This is a genomic window from Agrobacterium genomosp. 13 str. CFBP 6927, from assembly GCA_900012615.1.
Lineage (GTDB): Bacteria > Pseudomonadota > Alphaproteobacteria > Rhizobiales > Rhizobiaceae > Agrobacterium.
Map to the genome: position 1 here is coordinate 2666619 of LT009756.1, position 13130 is coordinate 2679748.

Below are 13130 nucleotides of genomic sequence, written 5' to 3' on the forward strand. Positions count from 1 at the left end.
GACTATTGCAGGCAGAAATGAGGTTGTCATGGTATCGGGAAAGCCGCCACGCCACTCCAAGTCCAAAGCCGAACCGGTCACCATCGACCTGGACGCAAAAGACGTGAAAGCAATTTCCGCCGACGTGGACGCTGCCAAGACTGACGACCGGACGAGCGAGAAGGCCACAGCCGGAGAACCCGGCGTTTCTGAACAAAAGCCTGCGGCAACCGCAGCGACGAACCCTGCCCCGGTTTGGGACCAGCCACACAAGACCCCGATCGAGCCCGAACCGAACGTCCACAAGGCAGAGCCCGCAGCCGAACGGCCACAGGGGGAGAAGCCCGCGGACAAGCAGACAGAAGCCGTTTCGACGACCCCTGTTCCGCCTAAAACCGATGCGAAGCCCACGACAGGTACCATCGGGGCAAGCGCCTCTTCCTCCGCCGCAACCGGCGCAAAGCCTGCGACTTCTGCTTCCACATCATCGGCCTCTCCCGCATCCGGAAGCGCGACTGCCAGCGCAAGACCCTCGACCAGCACCCCATCGTCGGGACCGGTCAAGCCCTCCACGCCGCAGCAACCCGAAAGCAAACAGGCCGCAACCTCAGGCCTCATCGCGGCCGGTATCGTTGGCGGCCTCGTGGCGCTCGCCGCTGCCGGCAGCATGCAATATGCCGGCATCCTGCCGTCCTTTAGTGCCGGCAGAACCGGAGGCGATGAGATCGCGGCACTGAAAACCGATCTCGGTAGTCTGCGTCAGCAACTCGCCAACGTTCCGACCAACACCGCAGACACCTCGGCGCTGGAACAACGCATCGCCACCCTCGAGAACGCAAAGGGCGAGGCGCCGCAGGTAGATGCACTTTCGGAAAAAATAGCAGCGCTGGAATCCACGCTCCAGTCGGAGCGATCCGCGCAGGCTTCAGCGACGGCGGATTTGACGCGTCGACTGACCGATGCGGAAGCGAAGATCAACGAACCGCGTGACGATATCGAAGTCGCCCGCGCCATCGCATCGGCCGCTCTGAAGGCCGCGATCGATCGGGGCGGACCGTTCTTGACCGAACTCGATACGCTCTCCAAGGTGATCCCTGACGATCCCGCCATCGCATCGCTGCAATCCTTTGCCGCAACCGGTGTGCCATCGCGTTCGGAATTGATGCAGAAGTTTCCGGACGTTGCCAATTCCATGCTGTCCGCCATCAATCAGCCCGATCCCAACCAAGGCATCGTTGAGCGCCTGACGGAAAGCGCCTTTTCGCTGGTGAAGGTGCGCCCGGTTGGAAATATCGAAGGCGAGACACCCGACGCCATGATCGCGCGGATGGAGAACAAGCTGCGCAATGGCGATCTTCAGGGAGCGGCGCTCGAATGGAATGGACTTCCCGAGGCCGCCAGGACGGCATCCGCCGATTATAAAAAATCTCTGGATGCACGGATCGAGGTTGAAAACCTGGTGGGTGGCACCTTGACCCGCGCCATCACCAGCACCGGTAAGCAGGGGTGAGGGCATGACCAGAATTCTGACTTTCGCCCTTATCGTTCTGGCGCTCGGCTTCGGTTTCTCGTGGCTGGCGGATAGGCCCGGCGTGCTTTCCATCGTCTGGCAGGGCCAGCTGATCGAAATGAGCCTGATGGTCGCCGCCTCGATCATCGCGGCGCTGGTTGCCGCCGTCATGCTGGTCTGGTGGATCGTCAACGCCATATGGACGTCGCCAAACGCCGCCCGGCGTTATTTTCGCGCCCGCAAGCGCGACCGTGGTTATCAGGCGCTCTCCACCGGCCTCATCGCCGCCGGCGCCGGCAATGCCATCCTCGCCCGCAAGATGACGGCCCGCACTCAAGGGTTGCTCAGCGCCGACCAGGAGCCGCTTATCCACCTGCTCGATGCACAGGCTGACCTCATTGAAAGCAAATATGACGAGGCGCGGCGCAAATTCGAAGCGATGGCCCGCGATCCCGAGACCCGGGAGCTTGGTCTTCGCGGCCTCTATATCGAGGCCCGCCGTCAGGGAGCCTATGAGGCCGCCCAGCAATATGCCGAGGACGCGGCGGAAAAGGCCCCTTACCTGCCATGGGCAGCGCAGGCGACGCTGGAAAACCGCTGCCGCAATGGACAATGGGACGACGCGATCCGCCTCCTCGACCAGCAGAAGGCGGCAGGCGTCATCGAACGCGGTGAGGCGGAACGCCTGAAAGCCGTGCTTCTCACTGCGAAGGCCGGTGAAAAACTGGAAAGCGATCCGGTGGGCGCGCGCGAGGACGCCAAACACGCCCTCAAGCTCGCGAAAAGCCTTGTGCCGGCAGCATTGATCGCCGCAAAATCCTATCTGCGCGAAGACAATCTGCGCAAGGCCGCAACGGTTCTGGAGCCGGTCTGGAAGACAGATCCGCATCCACAGATCGCAGAGCTTTACGTGCGGGCGCGCAGCGGCGATACGGCTATCGACCGTCTGAAACGCGCCGAACGGCTGGAAAGCCTGAAGCCCAACAACATCGAATCCCTCTTCGCCGTGGCGCAGGCCGCACTCGACGCCAAGGAATTTGCCAAGGCGCGAGCCAAGGCAGAGGCCGCCGCCCGCATCGAGCCACGCGAAAGCATCTTCCTGCTGATGGCCGATATCGAGGAGGCTGAAACCGGCGATCAGGGCCGGGTGCGCTACTGGATGGCGCAGGCCTTGCGCGCGCCGCGTGATCCGGCCTGGGTGGCCGATGGCATCGCCTCGGAAAAATGGCTGCCCGTTTCGCCCGTTACCGGCCGTCTCGACGCCTTCGAATGGAAAGCGCCTTTCGGCCAGCTCGAAGGCCCCGTCGAAGATCTGACCATCGAAAATGCGATTGCCGCAGCACCGGCCCGCGCCGAACCCGCTCCCGCAACCATCATTGTCGACAAGGCCGCCGAGCCTGTTCTCGAGCCGAAACCCGCTCCACCGGTTGCGCCGATCGAGGTCAAGCCGGTCGTATCGGGTCCCAAGGAAAAAGAACCGGCGACAATTGAAGCACCGGAGGAAGCGGACATGGCCGACGCGAAGGCCGAAGCGGTACCCTTTTTCGGCGGCGCGCCGGATGATCCGGGCGTCAAGAAACCCGGCGCGGAAGCCGAACCCAAGACCCGGCTCAAACTCTTCTGACGAACAGGCTATCGATGTTCAACCAAATACAGTCGTTTATTCAGAACCTCGTCGGCCAGCACACGGATGAATTCGGCCCTGATGATCTGAGGGTAGCAGTTGCCGCCCTCTGTTTTCAGGTGATGGAAGCCGACGGCACAGTCTCGAAAAGCGAACGCGACCGTCTTCGCGAAATCCTTCAGGATTATTATCATCTCGACGCCGGCAAGCTGGACGCGCTTCTCACCGCAGGCCAGGAGGCCGGCAAGGAAGCCGTCGATTATTATCGTTTCACCACCGATATCCGCCGCCATCTCGATGAAGATCAGCGCGTGGAGCTTATTGGCATACTCTGGGATATTGTTTACGCTGACGGCCAACGAAGCGAAATGGAAGACCATGTGATCTGGCGTGTCGCCGATCTGCTTGGCGTTTCAGTTCGCGACAGGGTTCTGCAACGTCAGCAGGCCGCCACGAGGTCCGGGCCCGCTGAAGAAAGCGAAAACAAAGACGATGCTGTTTGACCCCTCCAGGCAACAGAGCAGACAACCTTCCCTGCTCGTGGTCCTGCATCAGGAACGTTCCACGCCTGGCCGCGTTGGCCAGATGCTGGTGGAAAAAGGCTATCGTCTGGATATAAGACGCCCCGCGCTCGGCGATGACCTGCCGCAAACGCTGGAAAAACATGCGGGCGCCATCATCTTCGGCGGCCCGATGAGCGCCAATGACCCGCATGATTACGTCAAAGCCGAAATCGACTGGCTGAAGGTGCCGCTGAAGGAAAACAAGCCCTTTCTCGGCATCTGTCTTGGCGCGCAGATGCTGTCCAAACATCTGGGCGGCAAGGTCGAGGCCGACAGGGAAGGCAAGGTGGAGATCGGCTGGTATCCGCTCCACGCCACCGAACACGGACGGCTCCTGATGCCGCATTGGCCGAAGATGGTCTATCATTTTCACCGCGAGGGTTTCGAACTTCCCCGGGGAGCTGAGCTTCTGGCGTCAGGCGAGACCTACCCCAATCAGGCTTATCGATATGGAAAAAATGCCTGGGGCCTGCAGTTTCACGCCGAATTGACGCGCGCCATGATGCATAGCTGGGTGGTGCGCGGCGCACAGCGTTTCGGCATGCCCAATGCGCAGGTCGGCAGCCAGCATCTGGAGGGCCGTATGTTGTTCGACACGCCGCTCCGGTCATGGCTCGGCAATTTCCTTGATCTGGTTTTTGAAGGCAAAGCGCAGCGCTGAAGCAATCCGCCGTCAGTGCGGCGCATCCAGATTGTCGATCCTGCGCAGCTTTGAAAAGCTGAGTGCCCAGATAACCGCGACAGCAAGCGTGCCCGCTCCGCCGATGACGACGGCCGGCACCGCACCGACCACATGGGCCATGGTGCCGGCGCGGAATTCCCCCAGCTCGTTGGAAGCGCCGACAAACACCATGTTGACCGCATTCACGCGCCCGCGCACCTCATCCGGCGTCCAGAGCGCGATCAACGTCTCCCGCACGTAAACGGACACCATGTCCGATGCGCCCATGACCACCAATGCGGCAATGGACACCCATGCCGTTTCGGAAAGCCCGAATACCACGGCGGAAATACCGAAGAGGCCGACGCCAACGAACATCAGAAGGCCGGCGTGGTGGCGGATGGGCCTGAACGCCAGAATAACCGCAACGGTGATGGCGCCGATACCGGGAGCTGCGCGCAGAAGCCCAAGGCCCCATGGGCCCAGCGTCAACACTTCCTTGGCGAAAATCGGCATCAGGGCGACAGCGCCGCCGAGCAGGACGGCAAAGAGATCGAGCGAAATTGCGCCGAGAACCACTTTCTCCTGCGAAATGAATTTGAACCCGGCCAGCATTGTCTCAAGGCTGATGGCTTTCGCTGGACCGCGCTGTTCTGGTTTACGGATTGTCACGGCCAACGCCGCCGACACGATGAAGAGAACGAATGCGACGCTATAGGCGACGGACGCGCCAGCACCATAAAGCAGGCCGCCGGCGACGGGGCCAAGAATGGACGCCATCTGCCAGGAGGAAGAATTCCAGGCTATGGCGTTCGGCAAATCCTCGACTGGTATGAGATTGGGGGCGAGTGACTGAACCGCAGGCCCCATGAAGGCACGCTCGATCCCGAACACGACGAGAATTGCGAAGACCGGCCAGGGAGAAAAATTGTGCGTCACCGTCAAGCCAAGCAGGGCCGCGGCGCAACCGGCCGCGATCACAAGACATATGGCCATGATGCGCCGGCGATTGTGCCTGTCGGCGACAGTTCCCGTGACGAGTATCAAAAGCAGCGACGGCAGAAACTGGAAGAGACCGATCAGACCAAGATAAAAGGCATTGCCGGTGACCTCATACATCTGCCAGCCAACGGAAACGCTGACGATCTGGATGGCGAAGGCCGAAAAAAACCGGGCGCTGAAAAAACGACGATAGGAACTGTGCCGGAATGCACCGAAGCGGTTTTCGGCAGAAGGCAGGGACATCGGCTGGGCGCTCTCGAGACAATATGAGAAGTTTGCAATAGATCGATATCACGGGAAGCGCCAGCCCTTCCGTTCAGGGGGATGACGAAAAATATGATCGGTTTCCGTCTGAAATCCCGCTGCAAATCCATGAACCGGATTATGGTGATCGACGGTCGATCCGACCAAAGATCATTACGATCTGGCGCAACACTTGCCGGTTCACGGTTCAATGTCTAAATGTCTAGCAACCAAGATACGGAGATATTGATGCTTGCCCTGTTTCAGACCATCGATCTGGCCTTGAACCTCTATACGTGGGTGCTGATTGCCAGCGCTATTTTTTCCTGGCTTTACGCCTTCAACGTCATCAATTCCCGCAACCAGTTCGTGAACGCCATCGGGAGTTTCCTGGTCAACGTCACGGAACCGGCCCTGCGCCCCATTCGCCGCATTCTGCCCAATCTCGGCGGTATCGACATTTCGCCGATCATCCTGCTGCTGATCATCTTCTTCATCCGCTCCTTCATGTGGAACACGCTCTATCCGATGACCGTTTGAGCAGCCCCTGGCAAAAGCACCATGATCATGTCCGCCTGCCTGTTCGCCTCACACCGAATGGCGGGCGGGATGCGATTGACGGCGTGGAACAGGATGCGGACGGAAACGCGCATCTGAAGATACGCGTCAGCGCCGTGCCCGAAGGCGGCAAGGCGAACAAGGCCCTTATTGCTTTGCTGGCGAAAAAGCTTGGCCTGCCCAAATCTTCCATCACCTTCATTTCAGGCGAAACGGCGCGCAAAAAAATCCTCCGGGTCGATACCGACCCGGAGGATTTCGAAAAGCTTTTTAAAAATCTGTAGGCATCGACCCGATGCTTACACAAAGCTCAGCGCTGATCAGCCCTGCGCCTTGTAACGCTCGATGGCTTCAACGATCAGCTTCTTGGCAACGTCGACATCCTGCCAGCCGCCCATCTTCACCCACTTGCCGGGCTCCAGATCCTTGTAGTGCTCGAAGAAGTGTTCGATCTGCTTCAGCGTGATTTCCGGCAGGTCGGTGTAGTTGTGGACCTTGTCGTAGCGGCGCGTCAGCTTCGGAACCGGCACGGCCAGAATCTTCTCATCCTTGCCACCGTCATCTTCCATGATCATGACACCGATGGGGCGAACATTGATCACGCAGCCCGGAACCAGCGGACGGGTGTTGCAGATGAGAACGTCGATCGGGTCGCCATCGTCAGACAGCGTGTGCGGCACGAAACCATAGTTACCCGGATAGGTCATCGGCGTGTAGAGGAAGCGATCGACGACCAGCGCACCCGCATCCTTGTCCATCTCGTACTTGATCGGATGGCCACCGACCGGCACTTCAACGATGACATTCACGTCATCCGGCGGATTCTTGCCTACGGAAATTGCATCGATACGCATTCGCTTCCCTCAATTCGACGGGTTGGATTTGGTTTTCGATACTGGGAAAGTCGCCGCATTGCAACACGGCTTTGGGCGGATAAGGCAGAATGCGGGATTTGAGGGTATCGCTATTGCGCATGGCAAAGGCGGAAAGATCAAACGGGCTTAAAATCCACCCGCAATTTTTATCAGTTCCAGACGAAACCGACTTTGCGCAGTGACTTGCCGCCGAAGTCTTCCATGCCTTCTGCAATATCGCGGCCGCCATGCGAGCGGAAAAAACGATTGGCGACATCGCTGTCTTCGAGGCACCAGACGACGATGCCGTTGCAGCCGAGCGACGTCAGCAGCCTGCGCGCCTCCGTGAACAACAGGGAGCCAAGCCCGATGCCCTGATATTCCGGGCGCAGATAAAGTTCGTAAATCTCGCCATCATGCGGCAGCCCGCGCGCACGGCTGAGGCCCAGTGTCGCATATCCGGCAACCACGCCGGCCACTTCCACCACCAGCATGGTGGCGGATCCTTTGGTCGCCTTCTTCCACCAGATTTCGCCGCGGCGCTCCAGCATCTGCGTCAACGGCCTGTGCGGGATTAGCCCGGCATAGGCCTGTTGCCACGACAGACGGTGCGCCTCGGAGATGGCGCGCGCATCATGCGGTTCAGCACGGCGAACATCGATGGATAACGTTTTCATAACGCGATTCTGGCCCCGGCCACGGAAACTTACCAGTCATAAAGGTTAACGCCGGCAAGCTTACCCACAGCCTATTCATGTGGACGACCGATAAAAATTAACGCATCCTTAACCTTTGGCACAAGCACCTTTCGACTCATGCACACATAAAAACGAACGCATAAAAAAAACCCGGCTCGAGGCCGGGTTCTTTCAAATTCATAACAACAAGCCGCAATCAGACAGCGAGCTTGGCCTTTTCAAAACGCTTGCGATCATTGGCATCCAGGAACATCTTGCGCAGACGGATGGACTTTGGCGTCACTTCCATCAGCTCGTCGTCCTGAATCCAGGAAAGCGCGCGATCAAGCGTCATGCGGATCGGCGGCGTCAGCTTAACGGCTTCATCCTTGCCGGCAGCGCGGATGTTGGTCAGCTGCTTGCCCTTCAGCACGTTCACTTCGAGATCGTTATCGCGAGAGTGAATACCGATGATCATACCGGCATAAACCTTTTCACCCGGCTCGATGATCATCGGGCCGCGATCTTCCAGGTTGAACATGGCGTAGGCGACAGCTTCGCCCGAACCGTTCGACAGCAGAACGCCGTTGACGCGGCCGGCAATCTGGCCCTTGAAGGGCTGATAGTCGTGGAACAGACGGTTCATGATCGCCGTGCCGCGGGTGTCGGTCAAAAGCTCCGACTGGTAGCCGATGAGGCCACGGGTCGGCGCATAGAACTTCAGACGAACGCGATTGCCGCCGGAAGGACGAAGCTCGGCCATTTCAGCCTTGCGCTCGGACATCTTCTGGACGACGACGCCGGAATGTTCTTCATCAACGTCGATCACAACTTCTTCGATCGGCTCCAGCAGGGTGCCGTTCTCATCCTTGTGCATGACGACGCGCGGACGCGAAACGGCAAGCTCGAAGCCTTCGCGACGCATGGTTTCGATCAGAACGGCCAGCTGCAATTCGCCACGGCCGGAAACGAAGAACGAATCCTTGCCTTCGGCTTCTTCGATCTTCAGCGCAACGTTGCCTTCGGCTTCCTTGAACAGACGGTCACGGATAACGCGGCTCGTGACCTTGTCGCCTTCGGTGCCAGCCAGCGGGCTGTCGTTGACGATGAACGACATGGTAACGGTCGGCGGGTCGATCGGCTGCGCGGTCATCGCCTCGGTGACGGAGGGGTCACAGAAGGTGTCGGCAACAGTACCCTTGGAGAGGCCTGCAATGGCGACGATGTCACCGGCATGGGCTTCTTCGATTGACGTGCGCTCAATGCCGCGGAATGCGAGGATCTTCGAGATACGGCCGTTTTCAATAACCTTGCCGTCCTGGCCGAGAACCTTCACCGCCTGGTTCGGCTTGATGGAGCCGGAAGCAATGCGACCGGTGATGATGCGGCCGAGGAAGTTGTTGGCTTCAAGGATGGTGCCGATCAGACGGAACGGACCTTCTTCAACCTTGGGCTCCGGAACATGTTCGAGAACCAGATCGAGCAGCGGCGCAAGACCCTGATCCTTCGGGCCTTCCGGGTTGACGTTCATCCAGCCGTCACGGCCCGAACCGTAGAGGATCGGGAAGTCGAGCTGCTCGTCGGTGGCATCGAGGTTTGCGAAGAGGTCGAAGACTTCGTTGATGACTTCTTCGTGGCGGCCATCCGGACGGTCGATCTTGTTGATCGCGACGATCGGGCGAAGACCAACCTTCAGCGCCTTGCTGACCACGAACTTGGTCTGCGGCATCGGGCCTTCCGAGCTATCGACCAGAACGATCGCACCATCCACCATCGACAGGATACGCTCGACTTCACCGCCGAAGTCGGCGTGGCCGGGGGTGTCGACGATGTTGATGCGGACACCCTTCCACTCCACCGAGGTCGCCTTGGCGAGAATGGTGATGCCACGTTCCTTTTCGAGATCGTTGCTATCCATCACGCGCTCGGCGACACGCTGGTTGTCGCGGAACGAGCCGGACTGCTTCAGAAGCTCGTCCACGAGCGTCGTTTTTCCATGGTCAACGTGCGCGATGATCGCGATGTTGCGAAGTGCCATTGTTCAAAATCTCTGAGGTTGGGCGCCACTATCGTGAGATGCGCCAATTTAGTTTGGCGCGCTCATAACCTTTTTTTTGCAAATGCGAAAGGGGGGGCCTTGTCATAAGGCCCCTGCGCTCAGGTTCTAGCTCAGAAATATGACAGCCTTTTATACCGGACTCTTACACGAGGCCTCGCTTCAAAAGCATGGCATCCGGGCTCGGCATCTTGCCGCGAAAAGCAAGATAGGCCTCCTCCGGATCGATGGAGCCGCCGACGGAGTAGATATTGTCCTTCAATTTGCGCGCCATTTCGCCATCGAAGGGATTGCCGGTTTCCTCGAAGGCAGAAAAGGCATCGGCGTCCAGCACTTCCGACCACATGTAGGAATAATAGCCGGCCGAATATCCGTCCCCCGAAAACACATGCTGGAAATGCGGTGTCGCATGCCGCATGACAATGGACTTTGGCATGTTGAGCGCGGCGAGCACCTCGCCTTGCACAGCCATGGGATCGTTCACGCTTTTCCGGGTATGGAACGCCATGTCGACAATTGCCGAAGAGGTGAATTCCACGGTGCTGAAACCGGCATTGAAGGTCTGGGCCGCAAGCACCTTGTCCAGCAGTTCTTTCGGCATGGAAGCGCCAGTTTCGTAATGCAGCGCGTATTTTTCCAGAATTTCCGGAACGGTCAGCCAATGTTCGTAAAGCTGCGACGGCAACTCCACGAAATCACGCGAAACGCCCGTTCCCGAAACGGAAGGATAAGTGACATCAGACAGCATGCCGTGCAGGGCGTGGCCAAATTCATGAAACAGCGTGCGCGCATCATCAAGCGACAGCAGCGCAGGCTTGCCCTCGGCCGGTTTTGCGAAATTGCAGACATTGTAGATGATCGGTATTTCGCCAACGGTGCCGTTCTTCAGGGGCAACTTGTGCTGCGACTGGAAAGAACTCATCCACGCGCCGGAGCGCTTGGAAGGACGGGCGAAATAATCGCCGAGGAACATCGCTTTCAGATCACCCTTGGCATCGCGGATTTCGAAAACCCGCACATCCGGATGATAGGCAGCGACATCCTTGATCTCGACGGCGCGAATTCCGAAGAGCCGGTTAGCCACATCGAAACAGGCCTCGATGATTTTTTCCAGCTGCAGATAGGGCTTCAATTCAGCCTCGGAGAAGCTGAATTTCTGCGCTCGCAGCTTTTCCGCATAATGGCGCCAATCCCAGGGCATAACATCGTGGTTCTTGCCCTCCTGGGTGATGATGGCGGCAAGCTCTCCCTCTTCCTCGCCGGCGCGTGCCACGGCCTTTTCCCAGACCTGCCCCAGAAGGCTGTTCACGGCATCGGGCGTTTTCGCCATCGTGTCGTCCAGTTTGTAGGCAGCAAAATTCGCGTAACCGAGAAGCTTTGCTTTTTCCTCACGCAGTTCCAGCGTGCGATGAACGGTATCGCGATTGTCGGTTTCGCCGCCGTTTTCGCCACGCGCCACCCATGCCTTGAAGGCCTGTTCACGCAAATCACGACGCTCGGAAAAGGTAAGGAAAGGTTCGATGATGGAGCGGGAAAGGGTGACGGCAAATTTGCCGTCCTCACCATGCTCGCGGGCGGCACCCGCCATCGCATCACGCAGGAAACCGGGAATGCCGGCAAGTTCCTCTTCCGCGGAGAGCAGCAGCTTCCAGCTCTTTTCATCCGCCAGCACATTCTGCCCGAATTTCGCACCGAGACCGGCAAGTTCCTCATTGATCGCCGCAAGACGCTCCTGACGGTCTTTCGGCAGCTTGGCGCCGGAGCGCACGAAGCCCTTCCAGTGTCGCTCGAGAACCCGCTTCTCCTCGCCCGTCAGGCCAAGCGCATCTCGCTCGTCCCACAGCGTGTCGATACGTTTGAACAGGGCCTCGTTCATGCCGATCTTCGAATAATGCCGTGACATTTTCGGCGCGATTTCCCGCTCCAGCGCCTGAATGGCGCTATTGGTGTGCGCCCCTGCCCTGTTCCAGAACAGGGCTGAAATACGGGAAAGCTCATCGCCCGCGATTTCGAGTGCGGTGACGGTATTTTCGAAGGTGGGCGCCTGAACATTACCGGCAATCGCATCGATTTCCTGTTCGTGAGACAGAAGCGCAGCATCGAAGGCGGGGCCGAAATCCTCATCCTTGACCGCATCGAATTTTGGCAGACCGTTATGACCGTTCCAGGTAACGAGTGCGGGATAAGCGACGGTCTTGGCTGGCATTTCATCTTCCTTGTACAATTCCGGTTTAAGCCCATATGGGCACGCCTCCACCGCCAATTCAATATGCCGGAATTTGGTGTGGAATACGCAGGTGCCGCCATCGCGAAGTATTGACCGGTCGGGCGACGGCGTGGTCTGATTCATCGCAATAATATCCCATGATGGAGATATGTATTATGGAGATTTATTCTTTAAGGGCCTCTAATAATTTCCTTTTCAGAGACAATTCCAGAAACGCCAGACCTGTAGACAGCACCGATTTCGGCAAGGCAGTCCAGCCCGACGCAGCGACCGGCTTCGAAGAGACGATAAATCGCATCGATTTCACCCGCATCAGCCCCCGCGAACTGCGGGAAATCGCACAGGAATATTACGAGGCCGGGAAAATCAGCCACGATACCTGGCTTGAGCTCTCGTCCGAACTACCGGCACAGACGCTGAACGCCAATGGCGAGGTGATCGATACAGCCGATCTAACCGATGATACGGATTTCGACTTTGTGACCTATTTTTCCGACAGGATGGAGATTGCCCGTTCTATCGGCACCGCAGATGAAGTGGAGAAAATGCAGGATGTGCTGTCTTTTTTAGCTTCGACGTGATGACTATCATTATGTTGCGGAGCGTCCCGCGACCGAACTGACAAATACTTTACTCGATTTTCGACAATATGATTTGCTTACCATTGCTTATCGCCCGGAATTTAGTAAGGCTGGCTTACGAAAAGGCGAAGCATGGGCACTAAACGCGAAAAAGATTCATTGGCATTTTTGCTGAACAGCGGCGCACGCCTGCTGAACAGTGCATTTGAGCGCCGTATTTCTGAGGCCGGGCTGGGCCTGACCCCCGGCGAGGCGAGAGCCTTGCTGACGGTTGCCGTTGTGGATGGCAGCAAGCAGTCGGACATCGCCGCCCGTCTCGGGATCGAACCCATGACAATCTGCGCCTATCTCGACAAGCTGCAATCTCTCAACCTCATCGAACGCCAGCAGGACCCTCAGGACAGGCGTTCCAAGCGCATCGTGCTGACGGAGACCTCCACCGACATGCTGGAGGCCGTGCGCCAAGAGATCGATGAGCTCGTTCGCCATGCCACGCAGGGCCTGAATGAAGAGGAAGTCGCGCTCTTCCGCAGCTTCCTGCAGACGCTTCGCAACAATCTGCAACCGGAACAGCCGGGCCAGAACGGCTGATCGC

Annotated in this window: 13 protein-coding genes; 8 read left to right on the forward strand and 5 right to left on the reverse strand. The window is 58.4% G+C overall.

Features of this window, described 5'->3' with window-relative positions; genetic code table 11:
* Window positions 1-28 precede the first annotated feature (28 nt).
* The 4 genes from AGR13A_RS13200 to AGR13A_RS13215 are packed head-to-tail and all read left to right on the forward strand — an operon-like array spanning window position 29 to window position 4337.
* A complete protein-coding gene (locus AGR13A_RS13200; protein ID WP_080836122.1) occupies window positions 29-1489 on the forward strand; it encodes a COG4223 family protein in 1461 nt (486 codons plus the stop codon).
* A gap of 4 nt (window positions 1490-1493) precedes the next feature.
* Window positions 1494-3113 (forward strand): heme biosynthesis protein HemY, encoded by a 1620-nt coding sequence (locus AGR13A_RS13205; protein WP_080836124.1) that lies wholly within the window; start codon window positions 1494-1496, stop codon window positions 3111-3113.
* Between the two features lie 14 nt (window positions 3114-3127).
* A complete protein-coding gene (locus AGR13A_RS13210; protein WP_080836128.1) occupies window positions 3128-3616 on the forward strand; it encodes a TerB family tellurite resistance protein in 489 nt (162 codons plus the stop codon).
* Window positions 3606-4337 (forward strand): glutamine amidotransferase, encoded by a 732-nt coding sequence (locus AGR13A_RS13215; protein WP_035221672.1) that lies wholly within the window; start codon window positions 3606-3608, stop codon window positions 4335-4337. The genes AGR13A_RS13210 and AGR13A_RS13215 overlap by 11 nt, the downstream gene beginning before the upstream one ends.
* A 12-nt stretch (window positions 4338-4349) precedes the next feature.
* Here AGR13A_RS13215 and AGR13A_RS13220 read toward each other — a convergent pair whose 3' ends face one another.
* On the reverse strand, window positions 4350-5582 hold the full coding sequence (locus AGR13A_RS13220; RefSeq protein WP_080836131.1) for an MFS transporter: 1233 nt from the start codon (window positions 5580-5582) through the stop codon (window positions 4350-4352).
* A gap of 249 nt (window positions 5583-5831) precedes the next feature.
* Between AGR13A_RS13220 and AGR13A_RS24945 the strand changes: the two genes are divergently transcribed.
* Entirely contained in the window at window positions 5832-6122 is a 291-nt protein-coding gene (locus AGR13A_RS24945; RefSeq protein ID WP_003492418.1) for a YggT family protein, read from the forward strand.
* Complete coding sequence (locus AGR13A_RS24950) at window positions 6119-6424, forward strand: DUF167 domain-containing protein (RefSeq protein ID WP_167377495.1); 306 nt, start codon at window positions 6119-6121, stop codon at window positions 6422-6424. Before AGR13A_RS24945 ends, AGR13A_RS24950 begins: the two co-directional genes overlap by 4 nt.
* A gap of 36 nt (window positions 6425-6460) precedes the next feature.
* On the opposite strand, the gene ppa is transcribed toward AGR13A_RS24950, so the two are convergent.
* The 4 genes from ppa to AGR13A_RS13245 form a co-directional block, all read right to left on the reverse strand.
* Entirely contained in the window at window positions 6461-6994 is a 534-nt protein-coding gene (ppa, locus tag AGR13A_RS13230; RefSeq protein WP_035221677.1) for an inorganic diphosphatase, read from the reverse strand.
* A 170-nt stretch (window positions 6995-7164) separates the two neighbouring features.
* On the reverse strand, window positions 7165-7671 hold the full coding sequence (locus tag AGR13A_RS13235; RefSeq protein WP_006698245.1) for a GNAT family N-acetyltransferase: 507 nt from the start codon (window positions 7669-7671) through the stop codon (window positions 7165-7167).
* A gap of 217 nt (window positions 7672-7888) precedes the next feature.
* On the reverse strand, window positions 7889-9709 hold the full coding sequence (typA, locus tag AGR13A_RS13240) for a translational GTPase TypA (RefSeq protein WP_003523483.1): 1821 nt from the start codon (window positions 9707-9709) through the stop codon (window positions 7889-7891).
* Window positions 9710-9872: 163 nt separating this feature from the next.
* Window positions 9873-11933, reverse strand: a complete 2061-nt coding sequence (locus AGR13A_RS13245) for a M3 family metallopeptidase (RefSeq protein ID WP_080836134.1) — start codon at window positions 11931-11933, stop codon at window positions 9873-9875.
* 176 nt (window positions 11934-12109) lie between these two features.
* On the opposite strand from AGR13A_RS13245, the gene AGR13A_RS13250 reads away from it, so the two are divergent.
* Complete coding sequence (locus AGR13A_RS13250) at window positions 12110-12535, forward strand: hypothetical protein (RefSeq protein WP_080836136.1); 426 nt, start codon at window positions 12110-12112, stop codon at window positions 12533-12535.
* A 132-nt stretch (window positions 12536-12667) separates the two neighbouring features.
* Window positions 12668-13126, forward strand: a complete 459-nt coding sequence (locus AGR13A_RS13255) for a MarR family winged helix-turn-helix transcriptional regulator (RefSeq protein WP_080836138.1) — start codon at window positions 12668-12670, stop codon at window positions 13124-13126.
* The last annotated feature ends 4 nt before the right edge of the window (window positions 13127-13130 follow it).

Excerpts from the sequence above, each read along its gene's own strand:
- ppa (WP_035221677.1), bottom strand. The coding sequence starts at position 6,994 with ATGCGTATCGATGCAATTTCCGTAGGCAAGAATCCGCCGGATGACGTG.
- AGR13A_RS13250 (WP_080836136.1), top strand. The coding sequence starts at position 12,110 with ATGGAGATTTATTCTTTAAGGGCCTCTAATAATTTCCTTTTCAGAGAC.
- AGR13A_RS13220 (WP_080836131.1), bottom strand. The coding sequence starts at position 5,582 with ATGTCCCTGCCTTCTGCCGAAAACCGCTTCGGTGCATTCCGGCACAGT.
- AGR13A_RS13255 (WP_080836138.1), top strand. The coding sequence starts at position 12,668 with ATGGGCACTAAACGCGAAAAAGATTCATTGGCATTTTTGCTGAACAGC.
- typA (WP_003523483.1), bottom strand. The coding sequence starts at position 9,709 with ATGGCACTTCGCAACATCGCGATCATCGCGCACGTTGACCATGGAAAA.
- AGR13A_RS13245 (WP_080836134.1), bottom strand. The coding sequence starts at position 11,933 with ATGCCAGCCAAGACCGTCGCTTATCCCGCACTCGTTACCTGGAACGGT.
- AGR13A_RS13215 (WP_035221672.1), top strand. The coding sequence starts at position 3,606 with ATGCTGTTTGACCCCTCCAGGCAACAGAGCAGACAACCTTCCCTGCTC.
- AGR13A_RS13235 (WP_006698245.1), bottom strand. The coding sequence starts at position 7,671 with ATGAAAACGTTATCCATCGATGTTCGCCGTGCTGAACCGCATGATGCG.
- AGR13A_RS13205 (WP_080836124.1), top strand. The coding sequence starts at position 1,494 with ATGACCAGAATTCTGACTTTCGCCCTTATCGTTCTGGCGCTCGGCTTC.
- AGR13A_RS13200 (WP_080836122.1), top strand. The coding sequence starts at position 29 with ATGGTATCGGGAAAGCCGCCACGCCACTCCAAGTCCAAAGCCGAACCG.
- AGR13A_RS24945 (WP_003492418.1), top strand. The coding sequence starts at position 5,832 with ATGCTTGCCCTGTTTCAGACCATCGATCTGGCCTTGAACCTCTATACG.
- AGR13A_RS13210 (WP_080836128.1), top strand. The coding sequence starts at position 3,128 with ATGTTCAACCAAATACAGTCGTTTATTCAGAACCTCGTCGGCCAGCAC.